This window comes from Paenibacillus sp. RC73, assembly GCF_044908085.1.
GTDB lineage: Bacteria > Bacillota > Bacilli > Paenibacillales > Paenibacillaceae > Paenibacillus > Paenibacillus terrae_A.
Genome location: NZ_JBIYCV010000006.1, coordinates 70,034 through 88,691, shown reverse-complemented (window position 1 = coordinate 88,691; position 18,658 = coordinate 70,034). Strand labels below are relative to the sequence as shown.

Genomic DNA, 18,658 nt, shown 5'->3' with positions numbered 1-18,658 from the left:
GGGGGGGGTGTTTGCGTTTGTTGGAGGGGTATGCTTAAATGTAGCGTATATTTATTGTCACTTTGATGCTGGAAGGATGATTGAACATGTGTGCATATGCATGTAAGGGGCATATACCACCTCTGGAAAGCCCGCGTCTTCGGCTGCGAAAGATGGAAACCGGGGATGCGGCCACGATGTTTGCCTGTTGGTCTGACCCGGAGGTTCACCGTTATATGAACCTTACGGGGATGTCCGGGCGTGAGGATGCAGAGGATATGATCGAGCTGTTGAATGAGCTGGCACAGACGGAGGATGCGTTGCGCTGGGGCATAGAGCTGAAGGAGAACGGGAAGCTGATCGGCAGCTGTGGCTTTAATTATTGGCAGACCGAGGGAGCCTATAAAGCCGAAATCGGCTACGAGCTGGCTAAGCCCTATTGGAGAAAGGGCTATATGTCGGAGGCGCTGCGGCTGGTGCTGTCTTTCGGGTATGACACGATTCGGCTGAATCGGATGGAAGCGCTGGTGGACCCGCGAAATACAGGATCGCAAGCCCTGTTGTCCTCTATGGGCTGGACGCAGGAAGGGCTGTTACGGCAAGTGCAGCATACGTCTACAGGCTTTAAGGATATGCTGATGTACTCCTTGCTGCATGAAGAATGGCTCAGACTGGAGGCGAAGCGAAATGCTGTTTCAGTATAACGGAGGGTCGTCGCCGCTGCACAGGCTGGGGCCATTAAGTAAGTTGATCCTGGTGGGATGCTTTAGCCTGCTGTCGATGGCATGGGATTCAACACTGCATGAAGCTGCGCTGCTGGTTGTACTGATCGCTGCGGCTTGGTTTGGGGCAGGCTTAACGTTGGCACGCCAGCTTCGGGCTATGTCATTTCTGATTGGTTTGGGCATTCCGTATTTTATATTGTCTATTCTGGCGATTCGGGAAGGACATATCGTGGCAGCTTTGGGGCCGATCTGGATTACAGCGGAAGGGCTCGATATCGCAGGGGCGTTGACGCTGCGCATTTTTGTGCTGTTTTTGGCCTCGTATATTTATTTATCAACAACAGATCCCCGAGATTTTGTACAGGCTTTGAATCTGCGTTTGCGTGTCCCTTATCGGTTTGCGTTCGGTATTTCGGTGGCGCTGACGTTTCTCCCCTTATTGGAAGAGGAAGGACGTACCATAATGGCGGCACGGCGTGTACGTGGACAGGAACCGCCGCGTGGGCTGCGGAATCGGCTATCCTGGTGGGGCGGGTATGTCGGTGCTATGCTGGTGAATGCCGTGAGGCGAGTTCAGCAGACGGCGCTGGCGATGGAGGGCAAAGGCTTTGGAGCATATGCAGACCGGACTTATCTTCGCATGTTGGATCGTCGTCGTTCCGGCTATGTATGTGCTGTGGTTGCTGTATTAGGTACTGCTGTTTTATGGTGGAGCTTATAGGGAGCAGCCTCTTTTTTTGCCCTTATTGTCAACTCGTATAATAAATTATGGTTGACAATAAGGGCATGTGTGAATACATTTAGAAAGTGGTAATTTATATTTGGAGAGGAGATAGGGAATTACATATGAAGGAATCTCGTATTTTTGCAAGATTTACGACGCTGGATATTGTACTGATGGCGATGCTGGCAACGTTGAATGGAGTCATGACCGTTTATTTGTCCATGATTAACAAAACATTAAACAGTCTGGGAGGGCCTATCGCGACTTCCTCCATTGTCGGGCTGTACATGATATATGGTTTGCTGGCCTATTATATTATTCGTAAGCCGGGTACGGCGGTAATTGCTTATTCATTCGGTGCAGTGGTGCAGTCCTTTATGGGCTCAGTCTACGGAATCGCTTCTATTATCGCGGCTGCGGTCTGCTATATGATTGCCGCTGAACTGGTATTTGCTGTACTGCGCCATCGACGCTGGAATGCCGTTTCGTTGATGCTGGCAGGCGGGGCTATGGTTCCGTTGTGGTTTATCGTGGCAGCCAATATGTTCGGCTATATGCATTGGGGCTGGAAGGTACTGACGATTACACTGGTCGTGCGCATCCTGAGCGGCATTGTATTGTGCGGTCTGCTGACCAAGATGTTGGGCGATGCGTTGAATCGGACAGGACTGTTAAAACGTTTTGAGTTGGGACGAGCTTCACGTGCGTAGCATTTGCCAAGAGCGAGGCCGTATTCTTCAAGAACAGGGATAGAGGGTATTTCGGTTATGAATGAATTTAGCGATTATGGTTCTAGATGTAAAATAGCCGTGTCCATGAAGGATTTTGGCTATCGGTATGATGGTCAGGCGGAACCCGCGATACAGGGCTTGACGCTGGACATTGCGGTGGGTGAGCATGTTGCGATTGTCGGGGCCAGCGGAAGTGGAAAGTCTACGCTGTGCCAGCTTCTCCATGGCGGATTGTCCCGTTCGGGTGAAGGTGAACGGACTGGGGGGCTGACCGTATACGGGATGGACCCGGACACGGCTGATCTGGCGGCTGTCGCCTCTACCGTCGGCGTCGTGCTTCAGGACCCGGATGCCCAGCTGGTGCAGGGAATCGTCGAAGACGAGATTGCCTTCGGGCCGGAGAACCTGCGCGTGCCTCCGGCGGAAATAGCGCAGCGCCTGACGGCTGCGCTGGAGGCCGTCGGCCTTGCCCCCGAGCGCGGCTCCTTCGTGCGCCGCCTCTCGGGAGGCCAGCGCCAACGCACCGCTATCGCTGCGGTGCTGGCGCTGGAAGCGCCGCTCGTCGTGTTCGACGACGCAGCGGCGCAACTGGACCCGCCGGCCCAAAGCGACTTCGCCCTGCTATGCCGGCGGCTCCATGCCGCAGGCCGGACGGTGGTCACCGTGTCCGGCCGCATGGACGATGCCGCGCGTGCAGCGCAGCGCGTCATCGTGCTGGAAGGCGGGGCTGTGCAGCTGCAAGGCCCGCCCGACAAGCTGCTGCGCGAGCATGGCGCGCAGTTGGCCGCCTTGGGGCTGCTGCCCTCTCCCGCAGGGAGGGGAGGCGTGCCTCAAGGGCCGGGGGCGAAGCCCGGCCTGCCGTTGTTGGAGGTGAAGGGGCTGACCTTCACCTATCCCGGCAGTAGCCGGGCAGCGTTGGCAGGCGTGAGCCTTGCCCTTGCACCCGGCGAACGAGCCGTGCTGCTGGGCGAGAACGGCTCCGGCAAAACAACGCTCGGCAAGCTGCTGATGGGCCTCCTGCCTGCACCCAAGGGGTGCATGTGGTGGGAGGGTCAGGATATGGCGAAGCTGCCGATCCACCAACTGGCCGCCGGGATCGGTTATGTGTTCCAGCAGCCGGAGCATCAGTTTGCGGCTGCAACGGTGTGGGACGAATGCTTGTACAACGTCCGCGTCAAGCTTGGATTACGGGCTGGCGAGCCGATTCCTGCTGCGTATGAGGAACGGGCGCAGCGATTGCTGATAGCCGCCCGACTGGATCACAGGCTGGATTCCTCTCCGTACCTGCTGAGTGGCGGTGAAAAAAGGCTCTTAAGCGTAGCTGCGCAGTTCATTCTGCCCAAAAAGCTTTACATTTTGGATGAGCCTACTGCCGGAACGGATTATGAAGGAGCGAACATCCTGCTTCGCATGTGCGCTGAACAAGCGGACCAGGGAGCAGCCTTCCTGATCATCACCCACGATATGCAGTTCGCTGAAAGCTTTGCCAGTCATGTTCTGTGCATGGAAGAGGGTCGACTCTATAAAATGGAAAATAGTGAGATTTATCATACGATTACAGTTGACAAAATTTAAGTATATGTAGACAATAATATATATACATCGTACAAAACAGGCGGCCTATATAGGCCGCCTGTTTACGATTATGCAGTGCGGGTAATACCAATCCTGTGCAGTCGAATTGTACAGGTGCAACACAGTTTATACAAGGAAAGGATTTGTGATTTGCTTGGGAAAAGATAAACCCATGAAGCGCGGGCTCGTGCTGACCGGTGTTCTGTTGGCCACCTTTCTGGCCGCGATTGAGGGAACCGTCATCGGTCCTGCCGGACCGACTATTGTTAGTGAACTGGGCAGCGTGAATTTGCTCAGCTGGATTTTTACGGCCTATTTGCTGACGATGGCTGTAACCACACCTATTTTCGGCAAGCTTAGCGATTTATTTGGCCGCAAACCGATTTTTCTGATCGGCTGTTCATTGTTTGTACTCGGTTCTTTGCTTTGTATGCTGGCTGGTAGTATGGAGCAGCTTATTTTGTACCGGGCTATTCAAGGGATTGGAGCGGGCGGCGTGATTCCCGTTACCTTTACCATTATCGGAGATATATACAAAATGGAGGAACGCGGCAAAGTTCAGGGAATGATCAGCTCGGTATGGGGGATTTCTTCCCTAATCGGGCCTTTGCTGGGCGGTTACGTGGTCACTTATTTTGGCTGGGAATGGATTTTCGGTTTTAACGTCCCTTTTGGACTGCTTGCAATGTTCTTCATCGCTCGTTACCTACGGGAGCAGGTAGCCAAGCGCACCGCGCGCATCGACGTGCCGGGAGCTGTTACCTTTACCATTGGAATGACGGCCCTTTTGCTCGTATTGGCACTGGGTGGACAATATATCGGTTGGGCTTCTCCTGAATTGCTGGCCTTGGCTGCCGTTGCTATTTTATTCCTGATTCTGTTTTTGGTTATCGAAAAACGCGCTCAGGAACCGATGGTGCCACTAAAGCTGTTTCGGATACGGGATATCGCTTTTTCCTGTGCCGCAGCACTGCTGGTCAGTTCTCTGCTGATCGGGCTGACCAGCTACCTGCCGCTTTGGATTCAAGGAGTACACGGCGGAGATGCCGCTTCATCCGGTCTGGCACTGGCTCCAATGTCAGTAGGCTGGCTGTTTGGTTCCATGATCGGGGGACGCATTTTGCTGACTTTAGGTTCGCGTCGAACCTCATTAGTCGGACTGACCCTGATTGTATTGGGTGCCTTCGTGATGACCTTGATGGGCGAAATGGCACCGATCTGGCTGCTGTTCCTGTCCACATTATTGTATGGATTGGGCTTTGGCTTCTCCATGACCGTGTTTACGATTATTGCCCAGTCTTCGGTCGGGTTCCAGTTGCGTGGTGCATCTACAGCATTGAATACGTTCCTGCGCACACTGGGACAAACGATTGGTGTCGCAGCCTTCGGTTCATGGCTGAATTATCGCATTGCTGCCCAGACAGCAGATGGACAGCTTACACAGCAGGGGGTTACGCAGGAAGATATTAACGGCCTGCTTGCACCTCATGCCTCACAAAGTTTGAGTGACAAGACTGCTGGCTTGCTCCGTTCTGTGCTGGAAAACAGTCTGCATTCCCTGTTCATCATCATGGTTGTTATTGCAGTCATTAGCTGGTTTGTCGTTCTTGGACTTCGGAACCGTCCACCGGGTACGGAAGAAGAAGCGAGCAAGCCTGCAAAGGCGGCACAGGGAGGAACTGCATAGGAATAGAGAAATCGCAGATCGTTTCCTTGTTACATGTGGCGCTTGCCAACAGAATGTTTATTGCTTGTATAGCGGTATGGAAATACAGAATATATAGGGAAATAGCAGTAGCTTGGGACAGGGAAATAGCGTCCAGAGCTACTGCTATTTTTTTAATCGTTATTTCCTGATAGTTTAATAGGTTTAGTTTTTTTCTCACATAGATAAAGCAGAAAGTTCAGTTTATATAGTTGGGCTAATGAGCATCAGAGGTGTATTTTTTATGTCAGAAATACTGTATGTGAATAATTACATAAGTAAATTAATGGTAGAATAGTCTTATTACACATGTATCTAATATTTTTCTCGAAAATTAAAGGGGCCCTAAAGTACCATTTTTCTGAATTCGTTTGCAAATGGATTTTTTGATGAATGTTTCTGAATGATTTTGAAGGAAAATGAAGCGACCTACCTAGCAAAATTGAATATGCAAAAAAAGCAAGGAACGAACTTATTTAAATGTAAATGAAATGAAAGAAATGGTATTTTCAGAAATTAAATAGGAAAATATGAGGATAGAGTTCGACGTGTCTCCTTCTTTTAGCCTTGAATAAAAGGGGATATCTAGTCTATATCAATCGTTAAGCATTAAATATAGAATGGCCCTACCAACATAAAAGTTGGGTATCTGATACAGGGAAGAATAATCAGAAAAGGGAGATGGCTTACTTGAAGTTTAATAAATGGTTCAGAAAAGCAACAACCGTAACAGTAGCAACTACCTTGCTGTTAGGAGGCGGCATTCAAGCTTTTGCGGAGGAAAATGACGGTGCTGATCTCAAGGAAGACAGCAGGTTTACTCAAATCACGCGTCATGATATGCTGAACATTTTCAATCAGCAAGGCAAAGAAAAATTCGAAGTTCCATCCTTTGATGCATCTACCATCAAGAATATTCCTTCGGCAAAAGGGCGCGACGCGTCGGGTAAGCTCATTGATCTGGATGTGTGGGATACTTGGCCGTTACAAAATGCCGATGGCACGATAGCTAATTACAAGGGGTACAATATTGTTTTTGGACTGGCAGGCGATCCTAAGAGAGCAGAGGATACGTTTATTTATCTGTTCTATCAAAAAGCAGGCAACACCTCGCTGGAAGGCTGGAAAAATGCCGGAAGAGTATTTAAGGATAACGATAAATTCCTTGCAAACGATCCGATCCTGAAAAATCAGGCGGAGGAATGGTCCGGTTCTGCTACTTTAACGTCGGATGGAGAAGTGCGTTTATTTTATACCAGCAGACAGCCTTATGAGCCGGAAAACAAACTGTACGGCAAGCAAACCTTGGCTACGGCCCAAGTCAATCTCTCTCAACCCGATGACGAAACCCTGAAAGTGAATGGTATAGAGGACCTCAAATCGATTTACGATGCTGGAGATGGGAATATTTACCAAAATGTCCTGCAAAGCGTGGGAGTAAACCTGGATAACCACACATTCAGAGACCCCCATTATATTGAGGATCAAGGGAAGAAATACATCATATTTGAAGCGAACACAGGTACAGAGACGGGCTACCAGGGAGAGGATTCCCTTTATAAATCTGCGTATTATGGCGGGAATAACAAATTTTTCACGGAAGAGCTACATAATCTGCAGCAAAGTCCCAAGAAAAACGGGGCCGAAGTGGCGAACGGTGCTTTGGGAATCGTGGAATTAAATAATGACTATACGTTGAAAAAAGTTATGGACCCGCTAATTGCATCCAATCTGGTAACTGATGAGATTGAGCGGGCGAATGTTTTCAAAATGAATGGTTTGTGGTATTTGTTTACAAGCACCAGAGGTTCCAAAGTTACCGTTGATGCCATTGGAAGCGACGATATTTACATGCTAGGTTACGTATCGACTTCTTTGACAGGGCCTTATAAGCCCCTGAATGGAACCGGTCTCGTTCTTCACCAAAATCTGGATCGTGATGATATTACTTGGACGTATGCCCATTTTGCTATTCCGCAAGGCAAAGGAAATAACGTTGTAGTAACCAGCTATATGACAAACCGGGGGCTTTTCGCGGATCACAAATCCACTTTTGCGCCAAGCTTCCTGCTGAACATTAAAGGCTCCAAAACTTCTGTTGTGAAGAAAAGAATTCTGGAGCAAGGGCAAATCACGATTGACCCAACGGACGACAAGGAAGTTCCACCCTATGACTATGGGAAGAAGTAAGCAGGTATTCGCTTAAGCGAGAGAGTGCAGCAAAAAAAGAAAGTGAAGGAAAACTCGGTGCTCTATCGGCGTTTTTCTTCACTTAGAAAGTCCGGTGGGACGATATCGGGGACTGAGATTTGATTTACCGAGCCGTCCCATACCGGACAATACATATCGTGCAATGAGAGGATGGGATCCGACCATTCCCGCATGCTCGTCAGACTATCCAGACAAAGAGAGTGGGGAGGATCGTCAGGATGAAAAGCATAGCTTCTAAGAGCATTTGGATACGATCCATCATGGTCATCGTGGGCCTGAGTATATTAATAGCCATTGGCTGGAGCCTTTATCACCCGGCTAAAAGTGAAAGTCTAGAAACACAGAAGAGGCCAACCTACCGGGCATCCTATCATTTTACCGTTCCGGATAAGTGGAAGAATGATCCTCAACGACCCATTTATTTCGATGGAAAATATCATTATTACTATTTATATAATCGTGACTATCCCAAAAAGAACGGTACAGAATGGCGACATGCCACATCTACCGACCTGGTTCATTGGAAAGATGAAGGGGTGGCGATTCCCAAATATACTAACCCGAATGGAGATCCTTGGTCCGGTTCAGTCGTGATCGACGATAATAACACCGCAGGTTTTGGAAAAGGCACGCTGGTAGCCATTGTGACACAGCCCTCCGCAGATGGAGGAAAGCAGGAACAATTTTTGTGGTACAGTAAGGACAAAGGCAAGACGTTTACTTCTTACCGCAACAAGCCTGTGATGCCCAACCCCGGTACAAAGGACTTCAGAGATCCTAAAATCATCCGAGATATTCAACGTAATCAATGGGTGATGGTCATGGCGGAAGGAACAAAGATTGGCTTTTATGAGTCTGATAATTTAAAGGATTGGCGTTATACGAGCGGCTTTCAAACGGAAAATATCGGGCTTGTGGAATGTCCTGACCTTTACCAGATGCGGGCGGATGATGGAAGCTATCAATGGATTCTGGGCGTGAGCGCAAATAGCAAATCGACAGGTGGACCCAACACATATGCCTACTGGACGGGAGATTTTAATGGAGAAGCATTTCTCCTTGATCGCAGTGAGCCTGAGTGGCTGGATTATGGCTTTGACTGGTATGGTGCAGTTACGTTTGAGGATGGGAAAGACAAAGATAAATACAGTCACCGTTATGCGCTGGCCTGGATGAACAATTGGGATTATGCCCATAACACGCCTACCCTGAAGGAAGGCTTTAATGGAATGGATTCGATTGTTCGTCAAATTCGGCTGAAGCATACAGCAGATGCCGGATATCGCTTGGTTTCACAGCCGATAAAAGCTTTGGAGCAATTCCAAACTTCAAAGAAATCATTTGGACAGATCAAGGTAGAGGGTGCTCACCCGCTTCCGGCAGCAGGCGATGCTTATCAGTTAGAGGCGGATGTATCTTGGTCAATGATCAAAAATGCGGGATTCAGGCTTCGAGAGTCAGCGGACGGCAAGCGTCATGTGGATGTGGGTGTTTCGGTGGATGGGCAATACTCTTACGTAAATAGAGCCAACACCGGGCAGCCGGATCAGAGTGGAAAATATATAGAGAGCAGGGCACCTTTTGATGCCACTAAGAAAAACGTTCACCTGAAAATTCTCGTCGATAAAACCAGCATTGAAGTCTTTGTAGATGACGGAGAAGTAGCGTATTCCAGTTTAATATTCCCGCGATTAGAGGATCAGGGAATTACTCTTTTTACCGATGGCTGCCCGGCTATTTTTAACAATGTAGTGATCAAGCATTTTAATCGTTAGCGGGTACTTATGCTGCTCGTAAGATTGGGCATATTTCGCTCTATTCAGGTATATAGAAAGTCCACCCATGAATATAAGGGTGGACTTTTCTGGTGTAAATCTAATTTTCGTTTAGCACAGCAATAAGATTGTTCGTTTATTCACAAACGATCATTTGCTAAAACTACTATTCATTCTATTTGTGATAGGGTGACAGGTTGTCAGCGCTACGGCCCAGCTTTTTGAGCAAACCGATAAGCTGATCTCTTTCGGTTTCGCTGATTCCGCTAAAAGCACGTTCAATCTGACGTGTATAGTCAGGGTAAATTTCGTCCATGACGCGTTGTCCTTCGTCCGTCAATTCCGCATATATAATCCGGCGATCCTGGTCGCACGGGTGACGGTGCAAATAACCGCGGCTTTCCAGCTTGTCGATAACATAGGTGACATTTCCGCTTTGCAGTAACAGCTTTGCTCCAATTTGCTGGATTGGCTGCGCTCCCTTGTGATACAAAACTTCCATTACGGCGAAGGCCGTTGGGTTGAAGCCCACCGTTTTGATGCCAGCAACCGCATGCTCATTTACACTTTTGAATGACTTGCCAAACACGCTATACAAATGCATGGATTGCTGTGTCACCAGTGTCCGGTAATCTATCATCTTCATTCCGCCTTTATGTATGGATTTGGGCATCCTTTGACCGCTCGGCTTGGATGACCGGGCAACCATACCCTTGTTACTAGCATAAAGGGATTTACGTAATGAGAACATGCGATTTGTCACAGTAGCTGCTTTTTTAACTATTTAATTTCAAAGCTTTAAAGTAAATTTTTGAAAAATAAAGGTTTTGAATGTAAAAATTCCGTCCCAGATGGTTATATTAAAAAATAACATATATTTTGGACCCAAAATAAGATACAACAGAGGAGATGAGGCACATGGAGACGGGCTCTTTCCGTTTTCAATTTCGTGATCCGCAGCAGGCCGTCCGAGCCTGTGAAACATTAAAAGAAATCGGGTACACCGCCAGCACAAACGGTGACACAGGTCTGAGTGTTCATATTGAGAATCAGGATGTACTATCTGCACTGGAGATTTGCCAAGCCTATGAGGGCAGCATGCTTGAGGCTGGGAACCACACTTCCGAATCGGGTGCCATTCCTGGCTTGCAAGGAAGTGTGTGGGTGCCAAATCCGGGCTATCGTTCGGAGGATTGGATTATTCCCGCGCACATCATCAACGAAGATTGGAGCGAAGCGTATAAGAACGGTTCCTCCCAAACGAACAGCAAGAAGACAAGGGAGCACAACGTCAGCTCCGATCATCAACCCGAAGACGATGTAGACGGCTTTTCTGGCAGCGTTCACATCTGACTTTACATGAATGAGCGAAATGACCGACCAAGTGGTTGCTTCTGATTTGTTAATTGTGGCTAAAAGTTGAATCCAAAACTATGCCCTTGCGTGTGAGTACCATGAATTAAATCTAAAAAGGAGCTCTAATTCCGTGCACAAAAGGATTAGAGCTTTTTTTAATGACAGGTTATAAAAATAATTTTTTTCACAGAATAATTGGGCTTGACACTTTTTATGAAAGCGCTTATATTTATCTCGTAAACAATACGTTATATAACGTTATATAAAAAGGAGAGATGAAAATGAATGTACATCAGACAGTTCAGACGATTTTTGAACAAATGAGTGGAGAGATTTCCGAGGTTTATTTGGTAGCCTGCGGGGGGTCATTAGTCGATATGTATCCTTCAAAATATTTTCTTGATAGTGAAGCAAAGAAGCTGGTAGCCGGGATGTATACGGCGAATGAATTTGTGCATGCGCTGCCAAAACGGCTAGGTCAAAACTCAGTAGTCATCGTTTGCTCTCACGGAGGAAATACACCAGAATCGGTAGCGGCTGCTAAATCAGCTAAAGAGAAAGGTGCTTACACGATCGGCTTAACCCACAACAGTGAAGCGACACTGCTCAACTACTCTGATTATGTTTTCCTCTATGAATGGGGAGAAGAGAGTGATGTAAAAAATAACCCTATGGCCATTATTATGGAGCTTACTGTTGAATTGCTTCATATCACTGAAGGCTACGCACATTACCAATCTTTCCAGAACGGACTGGGGGCAATCAACGGGATTATAAACCGGGCCAAAAAGCAAGTTGAACCACGTGCTAGTGTATTTGCCGACAAGTATCGCAATGAGGAACTCTTCTATATCCTGACCAGCGGAGCTTCTTATGGACATGCCTACGGATTTGCGATCTGCTCTCTGATGGAAATGCAATGGCTTCATGCGGCCTCAATCCACTCCGGTGAGTTTTTCCACGGCCCGTTTGAAGTTACAGATAAGGAAACTCCATTTATTCTGATGATCAATGAAGGACGCACACGGGCATTGGATGAGCGGGCGCGGACTTTCCTGAACCAATATGCCGAGAAAGTGGAAGTGATCGATGCGAAGGAGCTTGGAATCGGAACAATTCCTGACGAGGTCGTAGAGTTTTTTAATCCGGTTTTATTTTACAGCATTGTATGTGTGTATCGTGAAGCACTCGCTAATGTACGCAATCATCCACTGGAAACTCGCCGTTATATGGGCAAGGTAGCTTACTAAGCGCACTTACCAACAGGAGGAAACCATCATGAAAGTTCTAGGCATTGGCGATAATGTGGTAGATAAATATGTTCATTTGCGCATGATGTACCCTGGCGGCAATGCGCTTAATTTCAGTGTGTTTGCCAAAAGGGCGGGAGTAGATGCTGCCTTTATAGGAGTATTTGGGGACGATAACGAAGGACGACATGTAGAACACATCCTCCGTGAGCTAGACATTGACATCTCACGGTGCAGGTATCACAGCGGGGAGAACGGCTGTGCACGTGTAACATTGGAAGAGGGAGACAGAGTCTTTCTGGATAGCAATGAGGGAGGGGTTACCCGCCTCCATCCACTGGAACTGAGCGAAGAGGATAAGGCTTATCTTCGCGGGTTCGATCTTATTCACACCGGCTTGTACAGTCATACGGGACATTTGCTGCCTGAATTGGAGGCGTTGGAAATTCCTCTTTCCTTTGACTTCTCGGATGATTTTACAGATACACAGGTGGAACAATATATTACGCATGCTAATTTTGCTTTTTTCTCTTGTAGCCATATGACAGACGAAGAGACACAAAATTATATCCGCTCTAAACGAAAAAAAGAAGGACAAATACTGGTTGCTACACGCGGTGGAGACAGATCTGTTGCATATGATGGAACAAGGTTTTATTTCCAAATGCCTGAATCCGTTGACGCAGTGGATACAATGGGGGCAGGGGACTCGTATATTACTGCCTTTTTACTGAGCTTTTTGAAAAACGGCGCCATTCAGGACGCTATGGCCGAAGGCTCAAGGGTTGCCGCTCAGAGCTGTCTGGTAGAAGGCTCTTTCGGATACGGCGTTCGTTATTAATCATTTTCAAATATCTTCACTTGTAAAAATATGTAACATTTGATACTCTTAGTGGGAGTGATATAACGTTATATGACAAGTGAGGGTATCGTATGCTGAATTCAGAACAGGCAGAGCCATTATATATTCAATTACAAAAAGCGGTCAAAACCGCTATTCATAATGGAACATTCACACAGGGAGGTCGTATACCGACCGAAACGGAGCTAAGCGAGACCTATAATGTAAGTCGAATTACCGTAAGAAAGGCAATTGCCGAATTGGTTCGTGAAGGTTATCTGACCAAACGTCAAGGGAAAGGCACCTTTGTTAATGTACCCAAGATCGGTCGGAAGATTGAACATGTAATCAGCTTTACGGCTGCCTGCAAATCCAATGGGCTCTCTTCACACAGTGTGGTCACAGAACGTGAAATCCTGGAAGCAGATGAGGAAATTGCACCTCAGCTGCAGCTGCAGCAAGGAGAAAAAGTGCTATATATTCAGCGCAAAAGATACGCCGGTGATCAACCGCTCATGCTGGAGAATAATTTTTATCCTTATGACCGATTTGCTTTTCTAATGGACGAGCAGCTGGAGGGGTCTGTGTACGAACTGCTGCGTGATAAATACAGCATCGATCCTAATCAACCGGGAGAGACGATATTACAAATCTCTTTGGCGGATGAATACCAGGCAAAGCTGCTGGAGACGGCCATCGGGCAAGCATTGTTCTACATGCATACGATTATTTATGATCAGCATGGAAGCCCCGTTCATGTAGGTAAGCAGTACATCATCGGAGACCGTTATCAATTCTCAATATAAATCCGTCGCCTGTAATGCAAGGCTGTTCAGGTACGGCGCAGCTTCTGCTTCCATCCAGTGGGGAGAAGCAGAACCAATATTATAACGTTATATTACGTTATAATATTGGTGAATAAATAATGAAGGTGGTGAAAATATGCAACGGAAGAATGATGCACTGGCGGACAAGGTCCTGCTGTCAAATGCTATTTTTAATGGCTTGGAAGATGAAGCTTCACCTGGGTTTATTGCACTGCGAGGAGACCGTATTGCAGCAGTGGGACGTCCCGAAGAAGCACAAGCTTGGATAGGAGTGGAAACGGTTGTCTATGATTTGGGTGATGCCTTTGTTATGCCAGGAGTTCATGACAACCATGTATTTTTTACCGGATATATGTCGATGCATCGGGGCGTGGATCTGACTCATACAGCCTCGATAGAAGAAGCAGTAAAGTTAATGCTACAGGAGGCAAGTAACCTTCCGTCAGGAAAAGATGTAAACGCTTACGGATGGAGCGAGGAAAATTGGGGCAGCCTGCCTGAGCAAAGCTTGTTGGACGAGTTGTTTCCCGAGCGGGCGGTCATCGCTATTAATCTAAATAAAAGCTACTGCTGGATGAACCGATTGGCTCAGGATAAATATCAATTTTCGCCGGATCAATGCAGTGCTGAAGCACGCGTTTTGCTTAACCAGGCTATGATGCAGGACCACAGCCTTGTTAAGCAAGAGTTTATGGAGTTTAGCCGGATGCTGGCCGCACGGGGAGTTACTTCTATAAAAGATATTGGCTTTGACAGACATAGCGAGTTGCTACCTATTGTCAAAGAACTGCAAGATGAGGATGAACTGCTGCTCAGATTTCATTTTGCGCTTGAACCAGTCGTTGAACCGCTGGATATTTCCACGGGCACCCAATATAAAGCCCTTTATAATGGAGACCTTATTCGTTTCCAAGGATACAAGCTGATGCTTGACGGTGTCGTAGCAGATCATACGGGAGACATGCTGGAACCCTACGCAGATATGCCCGGAGTAACGACGCTGAGGCCCGTTGATTACAACAAGATTGAAGAATCTGTGCTGGAAGCCGACAGTCAAGGGATCAAATGCTGCTTGACCGCGGAAGGCGATGCAGCAATTCGTCAAGCGGTATCCATGATTATTAAATGCCGTGACCGACAAGGTAATAACCATATCAGGCATTCTATTAGTGATATTGAATACCCTCATCCAGATGATCTGATCAGAATGGGTGAAAACGAAATTTTTGCCGAAGTCTACGCCCAAATCCTGCTACTGAATCCTACCTATGAAGAGGCTTATATGTCTGTTGTAGCAGGCAAAGGGAATGAACACCGCTTTTATAATTATAAATCCATGCTGGAAGCTAATGTGCCGATAACGATTGGGACTGATCTGCCCTTATTTATAACCAGTGTTCCCGATTCACTGTACTCAGCTTCTCACCGGTTATTTCCGGACGGTTCGCCTGCTGGAGGCTGGTATTCTGATCGGGGGATGCCGCCATCTGAAGTTTTAAAGGCATGGACCATCAATGGAGCCAGACATTGTTATATGGAAGAGGATACAGGTACGCTGGAGGCCGGGAAATATGCGGACATTGCTGTTTTTGACCGTAACCTCCTGAATGCATCTGCTGGTGATATCAGGGATGCCCAAGTGATACTGACCATCATGGGAGGGAAGGTTACTTATAACCATTCTTGGAATGAGGGATAAACATGAACATCGAGAAGAAGAAATGGAAATTATCCTTGCCCCATAGCTATACATTAATATTTTTGATTATTATCACAGTCGCCGCATTGACATGGATTGTGCCGAGCGGACAATTTGAGCGTCATGAAGTGACAGTGAACGGTGTGACCAAAACGGCGATTGTTTCGGGAACTTATCATACTGTACCCAAAACTGGTGAAAAGGGTGATTTAAGGCAGGGACTCCCCCAAATTCTCGCTGCTCCAATCGAGGGGATTATCAATGCCGCTGATGTCGTCTCCTTTGTGCTTATTGTGGGTGGTGCCTTCGGAATTATTTTGCAGACAGGAGCCATCGATCGTGCCTTGACAGTTCTTGCTGGACGGCTGAAACATAAGGGGATACTGCTTATTCCCATTGCCATGGTCATTTTCAGTCTCGGAGGCTCCACCTTTGGGATGAGTGAAGAAATTATTCCGCTGTATGCAATTTTTATTCCATTGATGTTTGCCCTCGGCTTCGATTCTATGACGGCTATCCTTATTCTATTTTTGGGAACGCAGATAGGATATGTGGGTTCGACTGTAAACCCATTTTCAGTTCTGATTGCTCAGGGGATAGCAGGAGTGGATGGTAATCCTCAGCTCTGGCTGAGATTTATTGAATGGCTTGTATTTACTGCGATTTCTATTGCCTTTACGATGTGGTATGCGCACCGGGTTAAGCGAAATCCGGAAAAATCCATAGTGTTTCAGAGTGATATTATAAACCGCGAGCAATTTATAAAAGAAAACACAGGTGAGAACGTCGTCTTCACGTTTCGGGACAAATTAATTATAGGCGGATTTATTGTAACGCTTGGAGCGATTGTCTGGGGAATTTTGGCCAAAGGCTGGTATATGACTGAAATCGGCGCCCTTTTCTTCGCACTCGGTATTTTTGTCGGGATAGTTACCAAAATGAGCCAGAAGGAAATAGCTGAGAATTTTGTAAAAGGGTGTGGAGAATTTATCTACGCTGCAGTGATCATAGGTCTCGCCCGCGGAATTCTGATTATCGCCGAGCAGGGTATGATCATCGATACCGTATTGAATTCACTCGCAAGCAGCCTGGAAGGATTGCCAAGTTACTTGTTCACTACCATTATGTTGGTTGCACATAATATTATTACTTTCCTGGTCCCATCTTCTTCGGGGGAAGCTGCACTAACCATGCCTGTACTTGCACCGCTTGGCGATCTTGTAGGCATTAATCGTGAAGCAGTAGTCACAGCGTACCAATTCGGTAACGGGTTAACCAATCTCATTTCACCGACGGGTGGCGTACTGCTGGCAGGATTGGCCATTGCCCGGATCAGCTTTGGACAGTGGCTAAAGGTAATCTTCAAGCTATTCCCGATTCTGTGGCTAGTTGCTGTTATTTTTGCTGCTATTTCGGCAGCGGTGGGTATTTAATAAATCAAGTGAGAGCCCCTGTCTTTTAGAGACAAGGGTTTCTTTTTGTGCATAAGTTTACGTGGAAAATGAATAATATGGATAGCATTTTCCTAAGGAGGAAATAAAATTGATGCATGCTGATAATAGATTACTCATTGCTGCTCTAGGCGGTGTTAATGAAATCGGGAAAAACATGTATTTCATCCAATACGATCAGGATATTGTCGTTATCGATTGTGGCTCCAAGTTTCCTGATGAGAACTTGCCTGGTATTGACCTCATTGTGCCAGATTTCACCTATTTACTGGAAAATAAAGATAAAGTCAAAGCGCTCATCGTGACTCATGGGCATGAGGATCACATCGGAGGTATTCCTTATTTACTGAAACAGATCAACATTCCCGTTTATGGGACAAAGCTCACCATCGAATTGATTAAGATAAAGCTAAAGGAGCATAACCTTTTACGTGATGCCGAGCTTCATCTTATAGATGCGAATTCAATCGTTCAAGCTGGCACGATCCAGGCCTCCTTTTTTACCACCGTCCACAGCATCCCTGATTGCTTGGGAGTCTTTTTTCAGACACCGGAAGGAAATGTGGTTCATACCGGGGATTTCAAATTCGATATGTCTCCCGTGAGCGGACCCTTTCCGGATCTTCATCGAATGGCCGAAATTGGAAAACAGGGAGTTAAAGTGCTTCTTTCCGAAAGTACCAATGCTGAAAGACCGGGATTTACTCCTTCAGAACGTTTGGTTGGCGGGCATATTCTGGATGCGTTTGCTAGGGCAAAACAACAAGTATTTATTTCCACGTTCGCTTCCAATGTTAACCGTGTCCAGCAAGTCATTGACGCGGCTGTGGAAACGGGTCGCAAACTGGTTTTGCTCGGCCGGAGCATGATAAATGTTGTGTCTGTGGCTAAGGAGCTAGGCTTTTTGAGCATGCCCGAAGATCTGTTGATTGAGGCGGAGGAAACAGAGAAGTTTCCTGCAGAAAAAATCGCAGTTTTATGTACCGGGAGTCAGGGAGAGCCGATGGCTGCACTGTCCCGGCTAGCCAATTCGATGCATCGAAAAATTGAAATTTTGCCCGGGGATACCGTAATCATTGCCGCAGGAGCTATACCGGGGAATGAGCGGAATCTTGCCCAAGTGATTGACAACCTATACGTGCTGGGCGCCCAAGTCATTTATGGATCAGGTAGCTCAACAGGGATGCATGTATCCGGTCATGGCAGCCAGGAAGAGCTGAAATTAATGTTGACCCTGATGAAACCTCAGTATTTGATTCCCGTGCATGGTGAATTCCGAATGCTGTATCAGCATCGTCTGTTAGCGGAATCTGTAGGGATTCCGAATGAAAATGTGTTTATTGTTCATAACGGTGACACCATTCAGATTGAAGAAGGAAGGGCATCCCTGGGGCCCAAAGTACCATCTGGCAACAGTCTAGTAGATGGGCTGATGACAGGTGATGTGGGTAATATTGTGCTACGAGACCGGAAAAAACTTTCTTCAGACGGAATGCTGATTATTGTTACGACTTTGAGCAAAAATGAGAAGCATATGCTCGCAATGCCAGAGGTCATTTCAAGGGGCTTTGTGTTTGTTAAGGATTCTGAAGTCCTCATGAACCAAATCCGCGAGACAATCATGTCAACAGTGAACGAGTTAACAGAAATCGAAATGAGTCAGTGGGGTCTGATTAAGCAGATGTTAAAGGACAATGTTGGCCGATTTATTTACAGTCAGACCAAGAGAAGACCCATGATTTTACCTATCATTATTGAGATTTAGGAAACTGGCATGGATTTTGTTCATTACGCCATTAACCAAAAAAA

15 protein-coding genes are annotated in these 18,658 nt (G+C 47.0%); 14 read left to right on the top strand and 1 reads right to left on the bottom strand.

Annotated features, from left to right (window positions below; translation table 11 throughout):
- The first annotated feature begins 86 nt into the window (after positions 1 to 86).
- The 7 genes from ABH897_RS15645 to ABH897_RS15615 all read left to right on the top strand — a co-directional run bounded on the left by ABH897_RS15645 (position 87) and on the right by ABH897_RS15615 (position 9,425).
- Positions 87 to 683, top strand: coding sequence for a GNAT family N-acetyltransferase (locus ABH897_RS15645; RefSeq protein ID WP_404519703.1), 597 nt, complete (start codon positions 87 to 89; stop codon positions 681 to 683).
- Entirely contained in the window at positions 667 to 1,425 is a 759-nt protein-coding gene (locus ABH897_RS15640; RefSeq protein ID WP_283654618.1) for an energy-coupling factor transporter transmembrane component T family protein, read from the top strand. Before ABH897_RS15645 ends, ABH897_RS15640 begins: the two co-directional genes overlap by 17 nt.
- 125 nt (positions 1,426 to 1,550) lie before the next feature.
- Positions 1,551 to 2,138 (top strand): ECF transporter S component, encoded by a 588-nt coding sequence (locus tag ABH897_RS15635; protein ID WP_283654619.1) that lies wholly within the window; start codon positions 1,551 to 1,553, stop codon positions 2,136 to 2,138.
- A gap of 57 nt (positions 2,139 to 2,195) precedes the next feature.
- Complete coding sequence (locus tag ABH897_RS15630) at positions 2,196 to 3,734, top strand: ABC transporter ATP-binding protein (RefSeq protein ID WP_404592374.1); 1,539 nt, start codon at positions 2,196 to 2,198, stop codon at positions 3,732 to 3,734.
- 172 nt (positions 3,735 to 3,906) lie between these two features.
- Positions 3,907 to 5,421, top strand: a complete 1,515-nt coding sequence (locus ABH897_RS15625; protein WP_283654620.1) for an MDR family MFS transporter — start codon at positions 3,907 to 3,909, stop codon at positions 5,419 to 5,421.
- Positions 5,422 to 6,129: 708 nt separating this feature from the next.
- A complete protein-coding gene (locus ABH897_RS15620) occupies positions 6,130 to 7,629 on the top strand; it encodes a glycoside hydrolase family 68 protein (RefSeq protein WP_283654621.1) in 1,500 nt (499 codons plus the stop codon).
- A gap of 239 nt (positions 7,630 to 7,868) precedes the next feature.
- A complete protein-coding gene (locus tag ABH897_RS15615; protein ID WP_283654622.1) occupies positions 7,869 to 9,425 on the top strand; it encodes a glycoside hydrolase family 32 protein in 1,557 nt (518 codons plus the stop codon).
- Between the two features lie 175 nt (positions 9,426 to 9,600).
- On the opposite strand, the gene ABH897_RS15610 is transcribed toward ABH897_RS15615, so the two are convergent.
- A complete protein-coding gene (locus tag ABH897_RS15610; RefSeq protein WP_014279758.1) occupies positions 9,601 to 10,065 on the bottom strand; it encodes a MarR family winged helix-turn-helix transcriptional regulator in 465 nt (154 codons plus the stop codon).
- 278 nt (positions 10,066 to 10,343) lie between these two features.
- Here ABH897_RS15610 and ABH897_RS15605 point away from each other — a divergent pair, with 278 nt between their 5' ends.
- The 7 genes from ABH897_RS15605 (at position 10,344) to ABH897_RS15575 (ending at position 18,614) form a co-directional block, all read left to right on the top strand.
- On the top strand, positions 10,344 to 10,778 hold the full coding sequence (locus tag ABH897_RS15605; protein WP_283654623.1) for a hypothetical protein: 435 nt from the start codon (positions 10,344 to 10,346) through the stop codon (positions 10,776 to 10,778).
- 284 nt (positions 10,779 to 11,062) lie between these two features.
- Entirely contained in the window at positions 11,063 to 12,031 is a 969-nt protein-coding gene (locus tag ABH897_RS15600) for an SIS domain-containing protein (protein WP_283654624.1), read from the top strand.
- 28 nt (positions 12,032 to 12,059) lie between these two features.
- On the top strand, positions 12,060 to 12,872 hold the full coding sequence (locus ABH897_RS15595; RefSeq protein WP_283654625.1) for a fructoselysine 6-kinase: 813 nt from the start codon (positions 12,060 to 12,062) through the stop codon (positions 12,870 to 12,872).
- 92 nt (positions 12,873 to 12,964) lie between these two features.
- Positions 12,965 to 13,678 (top strand): GntR family transcriptional regulator, encoded by a 714-nt coding sequence (locus ABH897_RS15590; protein ID WP_283654626.1) that lies wholly within the window; start codon positions 12,965 to 12,967, stop codon positions 13,676 to 13,678.
- Between the two features lie 136 nt (positions 13,679 to 13,814).
- Positions 13,815 to 15,398 carry an amidohydrolase gene (locus tag ABH897_RS15585; protein WP_283654627.1) on the top strand — a complete coding sequence of 528 codons (1,584 nt, stop codon included), beginning with the start codon at positions 13,815 to 13,817 and terminating at the stop codon, positions 15,396 to 15,398.
- Between the two features lie 2 nt (positions 15,399 to 15,400).
- On the top strand, positions 15,401 to 16,831 hold the full coding sequence (locus tag ABH897_RS15580) for a YfcC family protein (RefSeq protein ID WP_283654628.1): 1,431 nt from the start codon (positions 15,401 to 15,403) through the stop codon (positions 16,829 to 16,831).
- A gap of 112 nt (positions 16,832 to 16,943) precedes the next feature.
- Positions 16,944 to 18,614, top strand: coding sequence for a ribonuclease J (locus tag ABH897_RS15575; protein ID WP_283656187.1), 1,671 nt, complete (start codon positions 16,944 to 16,946; stop codon positions 18,612 to 18,614).
- Positions 18,615 to 18,658 lie beyond the last annotated feature (44 nt).